The following is a 22183-nucleotide window of genomic DNA, read 5'->3' on the forward strand; positions in this document are numbered from 1 at the left end:
GCTACGCTCGAAGTCACGATAAAAATATATATGCCACTTATCCACACTTGGTTTCTTAAAAGGCAAGTCGCTAGTAGCTTCGTCATATTCTTCTTTCGTACTTGTACATATTTGGTCTCTCCCTTCTCGCTACGCTCGAAGTCGCGAGTAAAAGATATGTAGGACAATTCTACACTAGTCTTCTTAAAAGACCAGTCGCTGACCCGTTTGGCATATCCTTTCTTCGTACCCTTATACTTTGGGCTCTGTCTTCTTGCTTTGCTCGAAGTGATGATGTATGGAGGGTATTTTGATATAATGGAGGCTGTGTTTAACTAAATGAATAAGTCATCTTATAAGCAAGAGTTTCAGTAGATATTATTTGATAAAAGAGATTTTTAGCATGCGTGTTATAGGAATGGGCATCCACTAAAACCAAAGAGGAGCTACTACAAAATCTTTCACAATTTTGCAGTAGCTCCTCTTTATTTGGAAGGAAAACTAATACTCTTAACCTATATCTACCTCTCACCTCCTACTTCAGCCCAAGCGTTTCTCTGAAGTTGGGCGAAAGTGTCCTCGCCGCTCTTAAGCTCGGCTGGTGTGGATAAGTGAAGTATGTAATTTTATCTCGGATTCGAGCGCAGCGAGTCCGAAGGAAAATTATATACTTCACTTATCCACACCTCCCCCCACAAAAAAGGCGGTGGCACTTTCGTACCACCACCTCTATTTTATTTATTAGTTGCTAGCTACAATTCCGCGTGCTGCGTCAACTGTTACAACTGAACCTGATTTAAGGATTTCTGTTGCATGATGTGCACCGATGATTACTGGAATATCAAGTGCAAGACCAACGATTGCTGCATGTGAATTTAAGCCTTCGTTTTCTGTAATAATACCTGCTGCACTTCTAAGAAGTGGTAATAATTCATTTGAAGTTTGAGAAATTACAAGAATATCTCCTTCATTGAAGTTATCTAAAGCTTCTTGTGTGCTATTTGCTACGCAAAGGTTTCCGCAAGCTGTTTTTGTTCCAATTCCTGTACCAGAAATTAAAACATCGCCAATGATATCAACTTTGATCATGTTAGTTGTACCTGATACACCTACTGGTACACCACTTGTGATAACAACTAATTCACCATTTGAAACCATACCTGATCTTTCTGCGCATTTTAATGCATCTGCAAATAAATCTTCTGAGTTGTCATGTTCAGCGATGAAGATTGGTCTTACACCCCATACTAATGCCATATGACGGTATGTGTTTTCAGATGTTGTACATCCAAGAATTGGTGAAAGTGGTCTGAACTTAGAAATCATTCTAGCTGTTCTACCTGATTTTGTTACTGTAACGATAGCTGCTGCATTTAAGTCATGTGCTGTTGTACATGTTGCATGAGAGATAGCTGTTGTTACATTTGTATGACCTTCGTTTGGTTTTAATTTGAAACGTTTTACATAGTCGATATCTGCTTCTGTTTTAAGTGCAATTTTTACCATTGTTTGAACAGATTCTACTGGATATAAACCAGCTGCTGTTTCACCTGATAACATGATTGCACTTGTACCATCATAGATAGCGTTGGCAACGTCACTGATTTCAGCTCTTGTTGCACGTGGGTTTTTCATCATTGAGTCTAACATTTGTGTTGCTGTAATAACTTGTTTACCAGCTGCAACTGTTTTCTTAATGATCATTTTTTGGATAGCTGGTACTTCTTCTCCAGGAATCTCTACACCCATATCTCCACGAGCAACCATAATTCCATCAGATACACGGATGATTTCATCAATATTATCTACACCTTCACGGTTTTCGATTTTAGAGATGATATTGATTGTATGGCAGTTATGTTCTTCAAGAATTTTTCTAATTTCAAGAACGTCATCTGCACATCTTACGAAAGATGCAGCAATGAAGTCATAACCAGTTTTAATACCGAAAATGATATCTGATCTATCTTTTTCGCTTAAGTAAGGCATTGAAAGGCGTGTTTGTGGTAAGTTAACACCTTTGTTGTTTGATAAGTTTCCGCTGTTAAGTACTTTACAAACAATATCAGTTTCATCTACAGAAATAACTGAAAGTTCAATAAGACCGTCATCAAGTAAGATTGGTGTTCCTACTTCAACGTCTTTAGGTAATTGTTTGTAAGTAATACTTACGATGTCTTGTGTTCCTTCAACATCTCTTGATGTAAGTGTGAATTGATCCCCTTTGTTAAGTGTGATTTTACCTTCTTTAAATTGGCAAACACGTACTTCTGGGCCTTTTGTGTCAAGTAAAGCTGCAATTGGTAAACCAAGTTCTTCTCTGAATTTTACGATTCTGTCAAAGTTTGCTTTGTGTGTTTCATGTGTTCCATGAGAGAAGTTGAATCTTGCTACATCCATCCCCTCTAACATTAATTGCTTTAAAATATTGTCATCTTGTGTTGATGGACCTAGTGTACATACAATTTTTGTTTTTCTCATATTAGTCTTTCTAGTCTCCTCTTTTCAGATTTTGCTTCGTAATATGTTTTTGTCACATTTTCGTGCTTATTATACCATATCCTTCTCATAATTTACATAGCTTATGCAATATAAAATAGCTTCAAAAAATTAATGATTTATTCTATATTTTTCAAATTCTTTCATTGTCATATATTCTCTGCCCTTATTTTAAGTACTTTCTAGGTAATTTATACTTCCATTCGACACCATAAAAAAGGTGCTGTCATCAAATCATTCATGATTTTATGACAGCACCTTTTAAATTTGTATTTATTTTTCTTAACTCATTAAAACAGATGTATAAATATAGTTATATAAATTTGCATGTCTTAATTCATCCGTTAAAATATTAAAGACTTGATCTCTATAAGAATTATTAGGTAATCCTTCGATAATCACACGATAACGTTTCACAGCATCTAATTCACCCTTTAATGCTTTTGAAATACCGTCAATGAAGTTTTGTGGATACTCCACTTGCTCTTCTTCAGCTTCTGGCACGTCTTTACCTGTAAGTTGTTTATACATCATCTTAAATATTTGATTATGTCCTAATTCATCATTTTTAATGCTTTCTATAATCTGTGCAACTTCTAATTGCACTTCATAATTGATGATTTTAGGTATGTTTTGTATGAGCCAATCATAGAACATTGCATCTGACTTCTCATTTTCTACCGAAGCCGCAATCATATCAATAGATTGTTGCATCTGTTCCGCAGTAGGATAGCTTTGTCTCATAAGACGCCCTCCTCGACTTATTTATTACTACTATATTCAAGTTGGGCTGTCCATTATGTTTATTTACCTGCTTTTTCTTCTACGCTTGCTACAAATACACAAGCTGCAATATCACCTGATACATTAACAGATGTTGTAATCATATCTAAAATTCTATCAATCCCTGCAATAAGTGCAATTGCTTCAATTGGAAGACCCACTGAAGAAAGTACCATTGTCATCATTACAATAACTGTTCCTGGAATAGCTGCCGCACCGATTGAAGCAAGTGATGCAGTAATAACAATAATGAACATTTGTGAAATGCTTAAGTTAATACCATATATTTGAGCAATAAAAATCGCACATGAAGCTTGATAAATTGCTCCGCCGTCCATATTGATAGTTGAACCTAAGTTAAGTACAAAGTTTGCAACTGTTTCTGAAACACCTAAAGACTCTTTTGCTGTCTTCATTGAAAGTGGTAATGTTGCCGCACTACTTGCTGTTGTAAATGATAACATTTGTGCTGGCATAATCGCTTTAAAGAATTTAAATGGATTCATTTTCCCAAATCCTTTTACACTCACGCCATATACAACAAGTTGAAGCATGGATGCAATAATAATAACAATAAGTAATTTAAACAATGATTTAAAGATTGATAAACCATTAGTTGCAACAACATCTGCAATAAGCGCTACAACTGCTATCGGTGCTACTTTCATAATCATTTCTACTATTTTATAAATAATATCCACGCATGAGTTATTAAAGTTTTTTACATTCTCAACCTTTTTACCAAGTATAGTCATTGCAATCCCTACGAAGAATGCAAGTACTACAACTTGTAATGTATTGCCTTCAGCAAAGGCTTTAAATGGATTGCTAGGTACAATATCCACTATCATTTTTGATAGGCTTGCTGTTTCATTCATTACGAAACCTTCTGTATTCATTGGTACGCCCGCTCCTGGCTGAACAATAAGTGCTACACTAAGCCCAATCACAGCTGCAATAACTGTAGTACATAAATAATAAATAATTGTTCTCTTTCCTAAGAATCCTAACTTATTCATATCACCTACATTAGTAATACTCATAATTAATGTACAAAAGATAAGTGGTACAATAACCATCTTCATTAGATTTAAGAAAATAGTTCCTACTGGTTCAATAATGTTTACAAGTAGAAAATCTAAATGAAATGCATTAATTGCAAGTCCTAAAATTACACCTAAAGCTAATCCAATAAAAATCTTAGTTGATAAATTTAACTTCTTCATAAATCATCTCCTCGTTGTTTTTTATAAACTATAAACGAACTTTAAACTTATTTCAAGTCAAATCGTCAACTTTGTATACAATTATACAAGTTTTTTGCCTTTCACTACTATTTTTCTCACTTTTTAATCCCAATCTCTTACATTTCTTATGATTTATGTATTTTTCATTTAAATATGTTTATACTACTATTATATTTGTTCAAAGGAGGATTATTATGAAAGCTCATGTAGATAAAGAAACTTGTATTGGTTGCGGTCTTTGTCCATCTATTTGTTCTGAAGTCTTTGAAATGGATGATGATGGCAAAGCTGTAGCAATTAATCCATCTGTACCAGAAGGCCATGAAGATGATGCGCAAGAAGCTGCTTCATCTTGTCCTGTAGAAGCCATCACTGTTGAATAAATTGAACTTTAACTTTTTTAATGAATCCAAATAAAGAAGCAATAAGAAACTAACATAGTTTCTTATTGCTTCTTTTAGTTTTTACCCTATAAAACTTGTCCTAACTTTGTTTTTCTTTAGCTTTATCTCTTTCTTCACGAATAACTGATTTTAGATGAAGTGCCTTCGTCTTAAGTCTGAGTGTCACACCCCTGTCTAAAATAACGCAGCTAATCCATTGCAATGCCTTATCATATTCTTTAAAACGTCTATATAACTCTGCAATAATATAAGCTACTGTAAGCTCACCTAACTCAAAGATAGGGAACCGCTCTTTATTGTAGGCATTTAAGAAACCCGTAAGTGCATGATTTAAAAAAATCTTTTCATTTTCCTCATCCCCTAAGTCTCTATATAGCCAAGCGGTCTTCAAACAAATATATGCCTTTTCTCCATCCTTTGCCTTTTTAACAACAGCATTTAAAAGGACAAGCTTATACTTATATATTGCTTCTTGCGGTGTTAGAATAGTTGAAAAATGATGTGCCTTATAATTAGCACAAATCTGCTCTTTGATCCATCTCATCTGCATTGTCGAAAGGGTATTAAAATTTTTAGCAAGGGCTGAATATCCACATTTTTCACATACAATAGGTTCATAAATGAGTGGATTTACAATATCATAAACCGGACGCAAATCCAAATCCACAGTCATTAAACGATTTTTTCCAGAACGAATTGTCTTTGCTTTAAACTGGTTATTACATACTGGACATACATAACTCTTATCATAGAGTATTTCTTCTACGGTACACTTATTAACGTGCTTTCCTTCATTCTTTTTTTCTTTCTCTTGGTGACTAGTAAAAATTTCTAGTTTCTCTAAATTACCAAAACCAAATGGCTTCAGCTCTTCAAAAATGTTCTTCATGGAATAGCCCCCTTTTCCCCTATAACAATACATCTCTACATTAATGCAGTTGTTTCAAAATGCTTACACCGTATGGTTCTAATACTATTTGATCTTTTAAAACTTCATTTGTTAATAAATCTGTATAACTGCCTTGATTTAAAGAGACCTCTTTATTCTCTTTAGTAAAGTTCATTACAAATATGTAATCAGCTTCTTCCCCTTCTCTAAGCTGACTGCTTACACCATAAGGCAACTCATTTAATGTATGCTTTATTTTATTATGACTTATAATTTTTTCATAAAATGTATCATAGAAATCGTCCTGGCATTTAGTTGCTATATAATAAGCTTCTCCTTTGCCATATTGATTGACTGTAAGTGCTGGCATATTAGCATAATAATCACTGCCATATGTCGCTAATACCTTAGCTGTTTCTGCATGAATAATATCACATACCTCTACAGCCTCATATTCTCCGGTAATATTTTGTCCTTCTGTAAATATAATACTATTTTTTTCATAATCATACAATGGGTCTAACTCTTCTGACCATATCCCCAACACCTTACGTAATGGTCCTCCGTCTAAAAAGCAAAGGTCTGTTTCCTCTACAATGCCACTCCAATACGTCGTGATAAATTTCCCGCCATTTTTCACAAATTGCTCTATCTTTTCTGCCACGCCTTTTCTAAGCATATATAACATAGGTGCAACGATTACCTTATACTTCTCAAACTCACAGTCTTCATTAATTATATCTACCGGAACCCCCTTTTTCCAAAAAGCCTTATAATGCCTTATGACACTCTCTTCATAATGCATCTTCCCGTTTCTTAAAGCCTGTGCATTGTCTAGTGCCCAACGATTTTCCCAGTCAAAAATAATTGCTACATCTGCTGATACACTTGTTCCTAGAACTTCTTGAATTTTTTCTAAGCTTTCTCCTACGCTAGTCACTTCTTTAAATACTCTAGTCTTGCTGCCACCACTATGGCCCACTACAGCCCCATGGAATTTCTCCACACTTCCTCTACTTTTACGCCACTGGAAATACTGCACTGTATCAGAACCATGAGCTACCGCCTGTAATGAAGACAATAAGTGCATGCCTGGTTTCTTAGGTTTACATACCTCTTGCCAGTTGGTTTGACTTGGTGTGCTTTCCATCAGCATAAATGGTTTGCCATCCTTTAAGCTACGATTGAGATCATGAATCATAGCTGTTTTTACTGCTTCGTTCACATCATCCTTAGGGTCTTTATGCCAAGCGGGGTAGTTATCCCATGCTATGACATCTACTGCATCCTTAAACTGCCAATAATCTAAGCCATCGTAAGTCCCCATCATATTAATTACAACTGGCAACTCTGGATTTATCGCTTTTAAAGGTTTTGCTTCTTCCTTCATAAAATCTACTGTTTGTGCCGTTACAAATCGCTTCCAATCTAGGGTAAGTCCATGGATACACATCTCTCCCCGTGATACTGGAGAATGAATCTGCTCCCAATCGGTATATGTATGACTCCAGAAATTCGTCCACCATGCCTCATTAAGCGCCTCTAATGTTTTATACTTCGCCTTGAGCCATTTCCTAAAAGCACTTTGGCAAAGTTCGCAGTGACACTCGCCGCCATATTCATTTGAAATATGCCATGCTATAACGCCTGGATGATTGCTATAACGCTCCGCCAGTTTCGTATTAATAATTCTTGTTTTTTCACGATATACAGGTGATGTATAACAATGATTATGCCTTGCTCCATGCAAGTTACGAATTCCCATTTCATTTACTCTTAATACTTCTTCATACTTCAAGCTCATCCAAGCCGGCCTTGCACCTGATGGGGTTGCTAATATGGTGTAAATACCATTTTCATAAAGCTTATTAATAATTTTATCTAGCCACTCAAAGTCAAACTTACCTTCTTTCGGTTCTAGGGTTACCCACGAAAAGATGCCTATACTCATCGCATTACAATGTGCTTCCTTCATTAATCTAATATCTTCTTCTATAACCTCTGGATGATTCATCCACTGCTCTGGATTATAATCTCCACCATGCAAAAACTTTGGTAACTTCTGGCTAATTGGCTCAAATCTCTTCATCTGCTCCTGTCTCCCCTTTACTTTTTCTATATTCCAGTGGACTAAGACCTACATATTTCTTAAATTTGCTATGGAAATAATCAATATGCTTATAACCCACCTGTTTCGATATTTGATAAACACGCATGTCTTTATTCAAGAGTAGTTCCTTTGCCTTATTAATACGCAATTTATCAATATAAACATTAAAACTTTCTCCTGTATAATTTTTAAAGCTCTTTCCTAGATAAGCACTATTATAATTAAATAATTCTGCCAGCAGCTCTAGTCTTAATTCTTTGTTATAGTTATTTCGAATGTAATATAAAATCTTATCCATTGTATTTTCTGGTGCCTCACGCTCAATCTGCTCACTAAGACTTATGAGTTCTTTTTCCATATAGGCAATTACTTCATCAATGTCTACACACTTATAGATTTCCTCTATGATTAAATCTCCATTAGGCACGCTAATCTCATACTGTGCATACTGATGACGGATATGGTCTAGGCATTTTATCAATATATTAATAAGGAGTCCCATGGTACGATGTACATTGACTCTACTTGCGACTAATGTCTCCTTAATGCTTTTTAGTTCTTCTTTTAATCTTTCTTTATCGCCTACTTGTAGCAAACTATAAAGCTGGGCACTTATACTCTCTGCATCAATATGAATGACTTCTTCTGTCTTTTCTACTTCTTCTTCCTCCCAAATAAGCTTTTGAGGTAATAAGAAATGTTTCTCTATTAATGCCTTAAGCCTTTTATATGCAGCTGGCATACTTTCAAATCCCATTATTTCTCCGCTAAAAGCAACTGTATTTTTCACCTGATACCTACTCATTAACTTATTGTGCAGATTCACTAATGCTTCTTTTTGAACCTCTATCTTACCTTCTGTCATAATAAAAACAATCTCATTATTTATCTGAACAAGTTCTATCCCTTCATATGTACTGACATACGCTGTAATCTTCTCTACTATATCTGCTCGCCTACTTAAAGGGACTTCTATATCTAAAATTGCCAAATAATATTGTCCATATTTAATTTCCAGCTGAGTATATTGCTCTGGGCTTACATCGCCTAACTCTTGTGGGTTGGTTGTTAATGCCTTTAATAAAACCTGACTATGTAAAAAGCTTTCTCCTAAGCTCACCTTCCCCTTTATTTCTTTTTCATCATGAATTTCTTTGGCCAATTTATCGACTTCCAAAATAAGTTCATCTTCATCAATAGGCTTTAAAACATATGAACTGACACCTAGACTAATAGCTTTTTTAGCATATTCAAACTCTGAGTAACCTGTTGTAATAATAAACTTCCCTTTAAACCCTCTCTTTTGTGCTTCTTCTATTACCGCAATCCCCATCATACCAGGCATGCGAATATCAATTAGTACAAGATCAGGTTCTAAAAGTATAATTTTTTGAAGGCCATCAATTCCATCTACAGCATCACCACAAACTGTAAAGCCATGTTTTTCCCAAGGCACTATGATTTTTAGTCCTTCTCTAACATTTGGTTCGTCATCAATAATCAATACCTTCATTGCAACCTCCTATAACCTTTGGTAAATTTACTATTACCTTCGTTCCTTTCTCATATTCACTTATTATATGGATGCCATACTGCTTGCCATAATAAAGCTTAATTCTTTGATTAATATTATATAGTCCAAAACTCCCCTTAATTTTCTCTTCACCCTCTTCAAGCTGTTCCTGCAATGCCTTTAATCGCTCTGTCTCTATGCCTAGCCCATCATCTTCTACCGTAATAATAAGCTCTTCTTGTGCCTCTAGTGTGCAAATAATCTTTCCTTCCCCTACCTTACCTTCTAATCCATGTACGAAGGCATTCTCCACTAATGGCTGTATAATAAGTGGTAAAATGCTTAATTGCATAGCTTCCTCTTGTCCATTTATTTCATAGCTGATACGGCTGCCAAAACGAAATTTCTGAATTTCTAAATAGCCCTTAATCATATCCATTTCATCCTGCACTGTTACTTCTCGCTCCGTAACTTCCAGATTACGTCTCATTAATTTCGAAAGCAGTTTTACAACGCGTGCCAATTCCGTCTGCCCACTACAATAAGCTTTCATTCGAATAGTTTCTAAAGTATTATATAGAAAATGTGGGTTAATCTGTCTTGCTAACATCTCAAATTCCATTTCTTTTTGCCTACGCTTTAATTCTTCCTTTTGTACCTGGGCACGGTAAATTTCTTGTACTGTAGCATAGATATCTGTATAAAGTTCGCCAATTTCATCATGGCCCTCAATACTTTCTCTAATATTAAAGTCTCCCATAACAACTTTGTGCATTTCTTTCTTTACCAAAATAATACGCTCTGAAAAACTCCTTGAAAACAAAGCGATTAAAATGCCCGATAGTACAATACAAATCATCATAATCACTAAACTACTACCAATAATAGCGAGGGTTGTACTTGTAATACTCTTTATAGACATATTCATACAAATCTCTAAGGCTGTCTCTTGTGTCTTAGATGGTGTATACCTATTAAAAATGATGTAATTTGCTTCCCTCATTTTAGTTTTTTGGTTTTTTGTATAAATCTTCATTTTATAGTTTTCATTGCTACTTATCTCTTTTTGTCTTAAAACCTCTAACTCCTTTTCAATAACTGCCTTTTCACCGTTCGTAGCAATGACTTCTTGATTAACAGCAATAATCGTATCATAAGGCTCGTCCTTAATGATGCTTTGTAAACGTTCTGGATTTATATTGATAGCAACTACGCCTATTAACCCTGACTTCTTGTCATGTATAGAACGGATAAGTGCTAAATAACTTTTTTTAGTTGTTTCATCATATTTGTAATCCCATTCTAAACGGTCATTTCTTAAAACAGCTTCTTGATACCAATCTTGCTTTTTTATCTCATCTGTTGCATGCATAAAATTAGAATTACTGAGCAGGGTCACATTATCCGTATAAACTCTGATACTTATAATCTCACTATAATTCTTCAAGCATTCTTCTATCGTTGTTTCTAAGCTATAAGCTGCTACAACCTCTCCATATGTTGCATACTGCGTTGTAAGGATTGTCCTAATTCTTTCATCTATGTAAATACGATCAGCTACACTATTGGCAATTTTAATCGTTTCATTCATACGCTCTTTAATACGGTCAATATTAACACTTGCCTCATTGACAGCGCGGTCTACAACCATATCACACATACGCCTAGTTAAAAAAAGACCTAAAATAAGCACAGGGATGATAACAACAATAATATACATGCCAATAAGTTGATTTTTTACCTTTAAGTTTTTAAGGTTATTTAATAGCTTATTTGTTAAATGCATAATATACTCCTTAACTTATCAATTACTATGCTTATTATATCACATTATTAAAATATTATTAATTTAACTATAATTATATATATTAATTATTTTTTTCAGTCTTAAGTCGTTTACTGAAGCACCTACGCCAACTTCAAATTGGTTACTTTCTATCTCCCATGCTTTCTTCTCCACATTATAGCTCATAAAATCACTTGAACTTAGCATAAACTTCACCTGTTGCACTTCTCCTGCTTTTAGTTCTACCTTTTCAAAGCCTTTTAGCTGGCGATATACTTTTTTTCCATCTGGAGCTACTTTTTTAATATAAAGCTGTGCAATTTCCTTACCTTGTACATGCCCTATATTTTTAAGCTTAAAGCTTACTTTAATATTTTCTCCTTCTCTTTCTACTTGCATATTACTATAATCAAACTTCGTATAAGAAAGCCCATATCCAAATTCAAATAGTACTGGCACTTCATATGCATCAAAATAACGATAACCTACATAAGTTCCTTCATTATATGTGACTGATTCTCCTCCCGGAAACTCACCAAACTTGCTAACGCTGCAATCTTCCAGGTGATATGGGAATGTAATAGGTAACTTCCCTGATGGATTTACCTTACCTGTTAAAACCTCGCCCAATGCATAACCACCTTCCATACCGTTGTACCAAGTTTGTACCAATGTATGTGCCTGATTTACCCAAGGCGTCATATCAACCGGTGAACCTGTTAGCATGATGATTATTGTTCGCGCATTAACCTCTAGCAGTGCTTTAATAAGCGCATCTTGACCATATGGTAAATGCATATCCTTTTTATCTGCTCCTTCACAGTCAATCTCATGATTTAATCCCCCCACAAAGATAACTGTATCTGATGCTTTAGCTAAGGCAATTGCCTCTTCAAATAATGCTTTTTGCTTGCTTATATTCTGACTATATCCCCTTGCATAGCTTAATTTAATATTGCCACCGAGATTCTGCTTAATTCCCATAAGTGGTGAAATCTCATAAAGCGCTTTAGCTTCTGCACTGCCGCCGCCATTAGAATGAAGCCTATCTGCATTATCACCAATTACAGCCACTTTTCCGACTGTTTTTAAGCTGAGTGGTAATAATCCTTTTTCATTTTTTAGTAGCACAATAGCTTCTTCTGCAACCTTTAATGTTTTTTCACGATTGCTTATTTTATTACATTGTCCCGTCTTACGTTCTTCATTAAACACATTGATTTTCTGCATCAGTTTTAATATATTTCTAACCTTCTCATCAATTACTTCTTCTTTAATCTTACCAGCCTTAACCGCTTTAATAAGTGGCTGCGCCATACAATAATCTGTATTTGTAACATTCATTTCAATATCTAATCCATTACTGGCAGCTTCTAATGTATGATGCACTGCTCCCCAGTCTGAAATAACGGTGCCATCAAATCCCCATTCATCTCTTAATATATCCTTTAATAAATAACTATTTTCAGAGCAGAACTCTCCTCTAAAACGATTATATGCACTCATAATTGTTTTAACCTTACCTTCTTTAACGACTTTTTCAAAAGCAGGTAAGTAAATTTCACGTAATGCCTTCTCATCGACTTCGGCATTTACACTAAGGCGATTTGTCTCTTGATTGTTTACGGCAAAATGCTTCACGCAAGCTGCTACATCATGTTGCTCTACCCCCTTTACAAAAGGTACTGCAATTTCTCCTATTAAATAAGGATCTTCTGACATATACTCAAAATTTCTGCCGCAAAGTGGCGTACGTACAATATTAATCCCTGGGGCTAAAATCACATCCTTTCCCCTTCCTCTTGCTTCTTCTCCTAAAACACTGCCGCTTTCATAGGCAAGCTTTCTATTCCAAGTAGCTGCAAGTGCCATATTACAAGGAAGATAGGTTGTATAATCATCTGAAAGTCCCATCGGTGTAAAACTTATCTCCCCATCTAGCATATATTTTACATATTCCTTTTTGCCATAAAACTCCTTACGTACACCCATAGGCCCATCTGACATCACAAGTTCTGGAATACCTAATCGTGATACACCGCCAGATTTAAAAATCTCACTGCCATAGCACATGCCTACCTTCTCTTCTAAAGTCATTTCCCCAATTATTTTTTCAATATCCATTCCGCTTCCTCCATATCAAAAAGGCATATGGCCATGATCTTCATCCTGTCCATATGCCCTTTTCAATTTAGCATTATCAAATTATTTTATTTATTCACCTAAAAAGCAGATAATCTCTTTATGTCCTAGTGTTGATGTGATATAAGTACCATCTTCTTTGATTTCAAAACTTGCACCAGTTACTTCTTTTACACTATTTACATTTTTAAGTATCATGGTCCAAGGTTTATCATCGCCATCTGTCGTAATAACAACTTTGTCAGCAATTTTCATAGCTGTTACAGATAGCTCCACCTCACCTCTCATATTAATAACTTCTGTCTTAGCTGCCTTACCTTCTTGAAGTTCATAGGCCATAAGACATACATTTTCTCTATAATCATATTCTGTTTGTGCATCATTAGCACCTATTGGAATAATACTATTTTCTCTTATAAGGATTGGAAGACTTAAATAGTCATGTTTCTCTGTATACCATTTGCCGCCTTCTACAACCTCATTTGTAAGCAGTTTGGTCCATTTGCCTTCTGGTACATAGTATTGTGCAATGCCTTCTTCATTAAAGATTGGTGCCACTAAAATCTCTTCACCTATCATATATTGTTTATCTAAATAAGCACAAGTAGGATCTTTTTCAAACTCTACAACCATAGCACGCATTGTAGAAACACCTGTTTTAGCTGTATCTGCTGCTGTTTTAAATAAATATGGCATTAATTTGCATTTAAGTTTTGTAAAGTAACGGACAACATCAACAGATTCTTCATCATAGAGCCATGGCACCCTATAAGATGTGCTACCATGTAAACGGCTATGAGAAGAAAGAAGGCCAAAGGCAGCCCATCTCTTATAAACATCAGCTGTAGCTGTGCTTTCAAAACCACCCATATCATGACTCCAGAAGCCAAAGCCTGAGAGACAAAGTGAAAGACCACCACGTAAACTTTCTGCCATTGATTCAAAATCGGCTGTACAGTCTCCTCCCCAGTGAACTGGAAACTGCTGACCACCTGCTGTAGCAGAACGGGCAAAGAGAACAGCTTCATTTTCTCCTCTCTTACGTTTTAAGAGATCAAATACCGTTTTGTTATAAAGGAATGTATAGTAGTTATGCATCTTAACTGGATCTGAGCCATCATGATAAACAACGCCTTTGGTTGGAATTCTTTCACCAAAGTCTGTTTTAAAGCAGTCTACGCCCATATCTAATAAGGTTTCTAACTTATCTTGATACCATTTGCAAGCATCTGGGTTTGTAAAATCTACAAGTGCCATGCCTGGCTGCCACATATCCCATTGCCATACACTTCCATCTGTACGTTTGACTAAATATCCTTTTTCTGCTGCTTCATCAAATAAGCTAGAGGCTTCTGCAATATATGAATTAATCCATACACAGATTTTAAGCCCTTTTGCTTTCATACGTTTAAGCATTGCTACTGGGTCAGGGAACACTTCCTCATCCCAAGTAAAATCACACCAATTAAAGCCTTTCATCCAGAAACAGTCAAAGTGGAAAACTTGAAGCGGAATATCACGCTCTGCCATGCCATCTACGAAACTCATAACTGTTTCTTCATCATAATTAGTTGTAAATGAAGTTGTAAGCCAAAGACCAAATGACCAAGCTGGTGGCAAAGCTGGTTTACCTGTAAGAGACGTGTAGTTTTCAAGTACTTCTTTCATACTCTCGCCGCCAATGATAAAGTATTCAAGTTTTTCTCCTGGCACACTAAATTGTACTTTTGTTACCTTTTCTGAACCTACTTCAAAAGAAACATGTTCTGGATGATTAACAAATACACCATAGTCTCTATTTGTAATATAAAATGGTACTGTTTTATAAGATTGATCTGTACTTGTACCGCCATCTTCATTCCAGGTTTCTACTGTTTGACCATTTTTAATAAATGGTGTGAAGCGTTCACCAAGGCCATAAACAAGTTCACCTACTGATAAACCTAATTGTTCTCTCATATAACATTGGCTAAGGTCATCATTTAAGAATTCGCCACTTGCTGATGTAATATAAGCTGCACTTCTAAAGCCGCTTGTTGTAAGTTTCTTCGTGCCCCTATAGAAATCCATATGGAAGCCATTTTCCTCGCTAATGACAATGCGCATTTCTCCATTTTTAATAGTCAGTTCATCTTCTTTTTCATATGTAAGTGGTAAATTATCATTTTCTAGTATTTCATAATGAGGCCCTAAATCTTTCATTCCTTTATAATGTACCATTGAAATCTTAAAAACATCTTTCATAGGTGCTGAAATTGTATAAGTAAGCACAGGCCCACCCAAGGTATCCCCACGATGATTAATTTTCTTACAAGGTACATAAAGCTCTAGCGCACCATTTTTTTCCTTAATGCTATAAACTTCTTGTGGACTAAAACTTGCAATCCCATCTTTATTAAGCCAACAACCATTACTAAATCTCATAGATCCACTCTCCTATCTCACACCGTATTTATACCTATCTCCCATTTTTCATCTGTCTCTATTTATCGAAAATAGTTTTCTCTATCTCTAAAGCTACCCCTAGCCCTCTCTCTTTATCCTTCACTATGCCTTACATAGTACAAGCTTGACAAAAGAGCTATCTTTTCTCAAGCTTGCACATGTCCTACTTATTTATTTTTGTTATGCTATTATAATTTATGTTTAGTTATTCCAGAAAGCAATTGTATCTTTTGTATATTGTGTCATTTGCGCATTTGCCTCTGCTACACCCATTTCATCAAGTTTAGCCATAATGGTATCCCAAGCTGCATCAAAGTCTTCTGGTTTTCCTAAAATAGCTTGTGTTACAGCTTGTTTAATGTAATCTTCAGATTTTTTGTTGAAGATTGCAAGATCACTATCTGATGGAATAGAGAATTGCCATGCTTGACCATGTTTAGATACAGGAAGTGAATCTCTAGCTGGGAAGAAGTCTACCCAAAGTTCTTTACCATAAGCTTTAAGTGTTTCTTTTTCTGTCTCTGTGAATTCAGCTTCAACTTGTTCTGGGCTGTTTGTTGAATAGTAGTTACCTGTTGGGTCTACAGCACCATCACCTCTTTGTGGGAATGGATATGTATATTTACCAACACCTGTTTTCTTAACAAAGTCTTTATCAGACACTTTTTGTTGTTGCATTTCTTCAGTAAGTTGTCTCTTACCATTTTCATCAATTGTGTAGTTGACACCTTCAATACCCCAGTTATTAAGTACTTGTGCCTCATCAGAAGCCATCCAATCTAGGAATTCAAATGCTCTATCAGCATTTTCGCTAGATGCACAAATTGCAATACCTTGACCACCACTGAATCCTGGGTCTTTAGAGAATTGAGACTCAATATCTTCATTTAAAGTAACATTAAGTGCTGCCATTGTTCTTTCTTCAAGACCTGCTGCAATGAGGGCTTTTTTAGCATCTCCTGTTCCCCAGTCAGGTGTTGCACTACCAAGTACACGACCTGATGCAAGTTTTGCATAGTAAACGTCTTCTTGGTGTGTAAATGATTCTGGGTCTAATAAGCCGATATCATTCATATGGCAAAGCCATTTCATATATTCTTTAACGCCTGGTTCAAGGTATTTGTATTTAGCTTCTCCTGTATCATCATTGATAGACCATTCACCATCATCAAATATGCCCGCTGCTGCACCGGCTATATTTCCAACAGTGATAAGCCATCTCCAATCACTACCCATGAGGCAAAGGCCAATTGTGTCTTGTCCTTCAATTTGTGGATATTTATCTTTGTAAGCTTGAAGTGCTGCTTCATATTTATCAATTGTATTAATAAGTGGGTAACCTTGATCTTTAAGAACAGCATTTTGAATTTGCATAACACCATCTGTTTTCCAAAGTGCTGTACTTACACCATAGCATCCTACAGTATAGATTGTTGGATCATCTTGGCTAAATTTAAGTCTTTGCATCATATCGCCATATAAGTATTTAAGGTTATCCCCTTTTTCTTCAATTAAATCATCAAGAGGAAGAAGTGCTCCTGCATCAATTAATTTATTAACATCACCTTTTGCATAAATCATATCTGGATAATCGCCACTAGCAATCATAAGTGGAATAGCTTGTTCATCCCCACCTACAGCATGTTCAATCTTTAATGTTACACCTGTAAGTTCTGTAATTTTCTGAGCAATTGGGTCTGTGAATTCAATATCTTCTGTAACGTCTTTTTCAAATAGTGTCAGTGTAACAGGTGTTCTATCCTCAAGGCCTACAAAACCATCTGCATCTGCTGAAGCGGCTGGTGCTTCACTTGCTACTGACTGAGTTTCTGCTGGCTCACTAGAAGCTGTTTTAGCTGTATCACTACCACATCCTGCAAGTACGCCCCCTAAACAACACATAGATAATAAGATTGCTGTAAACTTCATTTTTTTCATTTCATTCATCCTCTCTTTTTTTACCTAAATTTGTACTTTTTTTCTCTGTCTGTCTTAAAAGTTTACTTAGATATTGCTGAAGCTGCCTTTCATGAAAAATCTCTTACTTTAATCTAGCTCTTAACTGCTCCAATTGTCATACCAGATACAAAGTATCTTTGTAAGAATGGATAAACACATACAATAGGAACTGTAGTCACTACAGTAATTGCCATCTTAATAGATTCTGGATTAGATGTTACTTGTTTAATACCTTGAGAATTGATATCTGCCGCTTTAATACCTGCTGATGCATTATCAAGTACCTTCATAAGTTCATATTGAAGAGTTGTTAAACTGTCATTTGAACGACAATATAAATATGTGTCAAACCAACTATTCCACTGACCTACTGCAAGGAATAATGCTACTGTTGCAATAACTGGTAAACATAATGGTAAAACGATCTTATAAAAGATAGTAAAATCATTAGCACCATCTATTTTAGCGGATTCTTGTAGTTCATAAGGCAGATTATCCATAAACGAACGTAGTACAATGATATTAAATCCACTTAAAATCATTGGCCAAATATATACTGAGAAATGTCCAATTAATCCTAATCCTTTAATAACCATATATTCGGGAATCATACCACCACTTACATACATTGTAATAACAAAGAGTACTGTGATAGGTTTTCTAAACACATAGTCTTTTCGGCTTAATGTATAGGCAAGCATTGCTGTACATATAACCCCTATAAGAGTACCAACTACAGTTCTTGATACAGAAACCATGAACCCTGTTATAATCTTTGTATTCGAAGAAAAGATTTCCTTATAGTTATTTAATGTAAACTTTCTAGGCCATAAGTGAATGCCACCTCTTACTGTATCCGTTGCATCATTAAATGAAACAGCCAGTACTTGTAAGAAGGGGTAAAGTGTAATGATAAGTATAATAGTCATAATTATTGCAATGATAACATCTGGTATAGTAATTCTTTTTCTAACTGCTGACATTGTTTCCCCTCCTTAAATTAATTGACCTTCACCTGATTTTTTCGCCAATCGGTTTGCAAACCAAATGAGGATGATACTTACAACTGACTTGAAGATACCGATTGCAGTACCATATGAATAACGCATCATACCAATACCATAATCAAGTACATATTTATCAAGTACCAATGATTTCTCTGCTACAATATTGTTGCCTAATAAGTATTGTTTCTCGAAACCAATGTTGACAAGTCCACCAATATTCATAATAAGAAGGATAATGATTGTACCTTTAATACTTGGAAGTGTAATATTCCAAATCTGTTGCCATCTATTGGCACCATCTACTTTAGCTGCTTCATACAGCTGCATATCAATACCTGTAATAGCTGCTAAATAAATAATGGCATTCCAACCTGTTTCTTTCCATATATCAGAAGCTGTTACAATACCCCAGAACATATTGGGGACTGCTAAGAAATTGATTGGTTGTTTTAAAATATGTAAATTGACTAATAGTTCGTTTACAACACCGTTTGGTGAAAGTAATTGTCCTACAATATTTGCAACAACTACCCAAGAAACAAAGTGAGGTAAATATGAAACAGTTTGTACTAATTTTTTATACTTAACACCACGCATTTCATTTAATAAAATTGCAAATGTAATCGAACAAAGTGTACCAAATACAATAGCTAAAATACTCATACCCAGTGTATTAATTAGTGCTTGGTAAAATTGCTCTTCCTTAAATAAGGTAATAAAGTGCTTAAATCCTACCCACTTCGAACCAAAAATCCCCTTTGCCGGCTTATAATCTTGAAATGCCATAAGCCATCCTGCTAATGGTGCATACTTAAAAACAAGGACCCAAATAACAAATGGCGCTGACATCGCAATCAAATATTTCTGGTCTTTTAATTTCTGTCCAAACGAAGCTTTATAATACTGTTGTTGTGTTTTATTGTTTGTTTTCGCTAAAATATTTACCACTCCCCTCTATGATTTATACAATTTTTCTATAAATATATATTAGTATAAATATAGAGTTAATTATACCTCTAAAAATACAGGTTTTTATAAGTGGAAATTAGACATATTCATATGAATACCTCTAAAAATTAGGGATACTATTGTGCAATTATTTCATAAACCTCATTTGGCTTTGTACTAAACATGACCTTTTCTCCAATAGGTTCATATTCTCTATTTATTTGTGTTGACTTTTCTATAATCACAAGTCTTTTATTTGTATAGATTTGTAAAGTTCCTCCATTTTGTACCTTTACTGTAGCATTTCTTAAATGTCCTTCCCTCCAACTAAAGTCAACAACATATCCCCCCTTCGTACATAGTCCTTTAACTTCACCATTTTTCCATGCCTTAGGCAATGCTGGCAAGAATTCTATAGAAGTCGTGTGACTTAGTGTCTGGCTTGTATAATCTTGCAGTAGCATCTCTGCAATACCGGCAATCCCTCCAAAGTTTCCATCAATTTGAAACGGTGGGTGATTATCTAACAAGTTATTTAACGTTGATTTCTTAAGGAGCTGTTGCACATTTTCATAAGCCAGTTCCCCATCTTTTAACCTTGCCCAAAGATTAATAATCCATGCCCGACTCCAACCAGTATGACCCCCACCATATTTAAGGCGTCTTTCTAATGTATTTCTAGCTGCCTGTGCTAAATCTGGTGTTTCTTCTACGTTAATTTGCGTGCCAGGATATAGTCCAAAAAGCTGAGATACGTGACGATGTCCAGGTTCTGCTTCCTCATAATCCTCACGCCATTCCATAATCTGACCAAACTTACCAATACGTAGTGGTAAAAGCCTACTTCTCATCTCTTCAAATTTCTGAATTTCTGCTATATCTTCTCCAAGAACTTTGCCGCCCTCAATAATGGCAGTAAAAAGTTCATAAAGAATTTCATTATCCATAGTAGGCCCAATGCATACTGTTCCGCTTTCTCCTGAAGGCAAGATATATGTATTTTCTGGTGATGTTGAAGGTCCTGTTACCAAGTGGCCTTCCTCATCTTCCATTAAATAACCTTTGAAGAAATCTCCTGCCGATTTTAATAAGTGATATTTTTCTCTTAAGAATTGTTCATCTAATGTATAGCTATAATGCTCCCAAATATGAAGGCATAACCAAGCTGCTCCCATGGGCCAAATCGTTGCTGGCATCCACATATCTTGAGGTGCTGTATCTCCCCATATATCCGTATTATGATGTGCTACAAATCCTTCGCACCCATACATCACTCTAGCTGTTTCCTCTCCATGTGGCTTCATCTTTTCAAGTAGTTCAAAAAGTGGGAGATGACACTCTGATAAGTTGCATTTCTCCGCTGGCCAATAGTTCATCTGGGTATTAATATTAATCGTATACTTAGAATCCCAAGGTGGCTGCCAACTGCTATTCCATATTCCTTGAAGGGTGGCTGGAAGACCGCCTTTTCTACTACAACTGATTAAGAGATATCTTCCAAAGTTAAAGTACAAGTTAATAAGGCCTAAATCCTCGGCTCCGTCTTTAACTCTTGCCAGGCGTTCATTTGTTGTAAGTCTCTTTAGATTTTCATTTGTTGTCTGTCTATCGTCTGATAAATTTCCGATTTCTAAAGACATCCTTTTATAAAGACCTTTATAATCTTCAATATGTCTAGCTAATAAAGTCTCATATCTTATCTTTGCAATCTCTTCTAAATGCTGCTCACAAGTACGCTGAGGGTCACTTACTTTATAACTGGTAGTAGCCGTTAAATAAATAATAACCTCATCGGCATCTTTTATATAAATTCTCCCACCAATATTTTCTTTACTTCCGCCTATATTCTGGACCTTTAAACTATAGGCATAATAAATGCCTCCCTCACCGCCACTAAGGCCATGAAACGTCATACCATCTTTGTGATACTCTTTTTCATCTACATACTTCCAGCGATCAATATAAGTACTTAATTCCAGCTTTTTAGAGCCCTTTAACCTCACTACAAGTGCTTGATCTGGTGCTGTGCAAAATATTTCCCTTATATATTCATAACCATTTGCAGTATAACTCACCCTGCAAATGGCATTTTCTATATCTAGTTCCCTTTTATAATTGGTTATTTCACCAGCTTGTCCATAACACTGGATTATAAGATCTCCTAGTACAGAATATTGCCTTTGTCCATCTGGCACAGCAAACATGCTCATAGAAATTAGCTTTTCAGCTTCACTGATTTTACCTTCCCATAAAAGCTGCCTTATATGTGGCAAATACTTTTTAGCATCTTTATTATGTCTGTCTCTGTAACCACCATACCATAGACTTTCTTCATTAAGCTGAATAAGTTCCCTAGTCGCTTCACCAAATACCATGGCGCCTATGGCACCATTGCCTAAAGGTAATGCCTCATTCCAATCTTTAGCCGCTTCTTTGTACCAAAGCTTCTGCTCTGACATAGTCCTCTCCTCT

14 protein-coding genes are annotated in these 22183 nt (G+C 35.6%); 1 reads left to right on the top strand and 13 read right to left on the bottom strand.

Features of this window, described 5'->3' with window-relative positions:
- Positions 1-720 precede the first annotated feature (720 nt).
- The 3 genes from pyk to AC1VAQ_RS09510 form a co-directional block, all read right to left on the bottom strand.
- A complete protein-coding gene (gene pyk, locus AC1VAQ_RS09500) occupies positions 721-2460 on the bottom strand; it encodes a pyruvate kinase (protein WP_302597193.1) in 1740 nt (579 codons plus the stop codon).
- 300 nt (positions 2461-2760) lie between these two features.
- Entirely contained in the window at positions 2761-3222 is a 462-nt protein-coding gene (locus tag AC1VAQ_RS09505; protein ID WP_302597194.1) for a ferritin family protein, read from the bottom strand.
- A 59-nt stretch (positions 3223-3281) separates the two neighbouring features.
- Entirely contained in the window at positions 3282-4487 is a 1206-nt protein-coding gene (locus tag AC1VAQ_RS09510) for a dicarboxylate/amino acid:cation symporter (protein ID WP_302597195.1), read from the bottom strand.
- Between the two features lie 215 nt (positions 4488-4702).
- Here AC1VAQ_RS09510 and AC1VAQ_RS09515 point away from each other — a divergent pair, with 215 nt between their 5' ends.
- Complete coding sequence (locus AC1VAQ_RS09515) at positions 4703-4891, top strand: ferredoxin (RefSeq protein ID WP_302597196.1); 189 nt, start codon at positions 4703-4705, stop codon at positions 4889-4891.
- Between the two features lie 100 nt (positions 4892-4991).
- Here AC1VAQ_RS09515 and AC1VAQ_RS09520 read toward each other — a convergent pair whose 3' ends face one another.
- From AC1VAQ_RS09520 to AC1VAQ_RS09565, 10 genes are all read right to left on the bottom strand, one after another.
- Positions 4992-5801: a DUF2225 domain-containing protein gene (locus tag AC1VAQ_RS09520; protein ID WP_302597197.1), complete on the bottom strand. Its 810-nt coding sequence runs from the start codon at positions 5799-5801 to the stop codon at positions 4992-4994.
- Positions 5802-5841: 40 nt separating this feature from the next.
- The gene (locus AC1VAQ_RS09525; protein ID WP_302597199.1) at positions 5842-7890 is read right to left on the bottom strand and encodes a beta-galactosidase; all 2049 of its coding nucleotides are present in this window, start codon (positions 7888-7890) and stop codon (positions 5842-5844) included.
- Positions 7877-9424 carry a response regulator transcription factor gene (locus AC1VAQ_RS09530; RefSeq protein ID WP_479903843.1) on the bottom strand — a complete coding sequence of 516 codons (1548 nt, stop codon included), beginning with the start codon at positions 9422-9424 and terminating at the stop codon, positions 7877-7879. Before AC1VAQ_RS09530 ends, AC1VAQ_RS09525 begins: the two co-directional genes overlap by 14 nt.
- Complete coding sequence (locus tag AC1VAQ_RS09535) at positions 9405-11210, bottom strand: sensor histidine kinase (protein WP_302597201.1); 1806 nt, start codon at positions 11208-11210, stop codon at positions 9405-9407. Before AC1VAQ_RS09535 ends, AC1VAQ_RS09530 begins: the two co-directional genes overlap by 20 nt.
- 63 nt (positions 11211-11273) lie before the next feature.
- Positions 11274-13334: a glycoside hydrolase family 3 C-terminal domain-containing protein gene (locus tag AC1VAQ_RS09540; protein ID WP_302597202.1), complete on the bottom strand. Its 2061-nt coding sequence runs from the start codon at positions 13332-13334 to the stop codon at positions 11274-11276.
- A 90-nt stretch (positions 13335-13424) separates the two neighbouring features.
- Positions 13425-15776 carry an alpha-xylosidase gene (yicI, locus tag AC1VAQ_RS09545; RefSeq protein WP_302597204.1) on the bottom strand — a complete coding sequence of 784 codons (2352 nt, stop codon included), beginning with the start codon at positions 15774-15776 and terminating at the stop codon, positions 13425-13427.
- A gap of 222 nt (positions 15777-15998) precedes the next feature.
- Complete coding sequence (locus tag AC1VAQ_RS09550; RefSeq protein WP_302597205.1) at positions 15999-17735, bottom strand: ABC transporter substrate-binding protein; 1737 nt, start codon at positions 17733-17735, stop codon at positions 15999-16001.
- 113 nt (positions 17736-17848) lie between these two features.
- On the bottom strand, positions 17849-18739 hold the full coding sequence (locus AC1VAQ_RS09555) for a carbohydrate ABC transporter permease (RefSeq protein ID WP_302597206.1): 891 nt from the start codon (positions 18737-18739) through the stop codon (positions 17849-17851).
- 12 nt (positions 18740-18751) lie between these two features.
- Positions 18752-19711: an ABC transporter permease gene (locus AC1VAQ_RS09560; RefSeq protein ID WP_330697532.1), complete on the bottom strand. Its 960-nt coding sequence runs from the start codon at positions 19709-19711 to the stop codon at positions 18752-18754.
- A 137-nt stretch (positions 19712-19848) separates the two neighbouring features.
- On the bottom strand, positions 19849-22170 hold the full coding sequence (locus AC1VAQ_RS09565; protein WP_302597207.1) for a glycoside hydrolase family 95 protein: 2322 nt from the start codon (positions 22168-22170) through the stop codon (positions 19849-19851).
- Positions 22171-22183: the final 13 nt, after the last annotated feature.

The sequence above is a fragment of the Cellulosilyticum sp. genome, from assembly GCF_982396655.1.

Bases quoted from the DNA above. Each gene is read 5' to 3' on its own strand.
- pyk (WP_302597193.1), bottom strand. From the start codon at position 2,460: ATGAGAAAAACAAAAATTGTATGTACACTAGGTCCATCAACACAAGAT.
- AC1VAQ_RS09505 (WP_302597194.1), bottom strand. From the start codon at position 3,222: ATGAGACAAAGCTATCCTACTGCGGAACAGATGCAACAATCTATTGAT.
- AC1VAQ_RS09510 (WP_302597195.1), bottom strand. From the start codon at position 4,487: ATGAAGAAGTTAAATTTATCAACTAAGATTTTTATTGGATTAGCTTTA.
- AC1VAQ_RS09515 (WP_302597196.1), top strand. From the start codon at position 4,703: ATGAAAGCTCATGTAGATAAAGAAACTTGTATTGGTTGCGGTCTTTGT.
- AC1VAQ_RS09520 (WP_302597197.1), bottom strand. From the start codon at position 5,801: ATGAAGAACATTTTTGAAGAGCTGAAGCCATTTGGTTTTGGTAATTTA.
- AC1VAQ_RS09525 (WP_302597199.1), bottom strand. From the start codon at position 7,890: ATGAAGAGATTTGAGCCAATTAGCCAGAAGTTACCAAAGTTTTTGCAT.
- AC1VAQ_RS09530 (WP_479903843.1), bottom strand. From the start codon at position 9,424: ATGAAGGTATTGATTATTGATGACGAACCAAATGTTAGAGAAGGACTA.
- AC1VAQ_RS09535 (WP_302597201.1), bottom strand. From the start codon at position 11,210: ATGCATTTAACAAATAAGCTATTAAATAACCTTAAAAACTTAAAGGTA.
- AC1VAQ_RS09540 (WP_302597202.1), bottom strand. From the start codon at position 13,334: ATGGATATTGAAAAAATAATTGGGGAAATGACTTTAGAAGAGAAGGTA.
- yicI (WP_302597204.1), bottom strand. From the start codon at position 15,776: ATGAGATTTAGTAATGGTTGTTGGCTTAATAAAGATGGGATTGCAAGT.
- AC1VAQ_RS09550 (WP_302597205.1), bottom strand. From the start codon at position 17,735: ATGAAAAAAATGAAGTTTACAGCAATCTTATTATCTATGTGTTGTTTA.
- AC1VAQ_RS09555 (WP_302597206.1), bottom strand. From the start codon at position 18,739: ATGTCAGCAGTTAGAAAAAGAATTACTATACCAGATGTTATCATTGCA.
- AC1VAQ_RS09565 (WP_302597207.1), bottom strand. From the start codon at position 22,170: ATGTCAGAGCAGAAGCTTTGGTACAAAGAAGCGGCTAAAGATTGGAAT.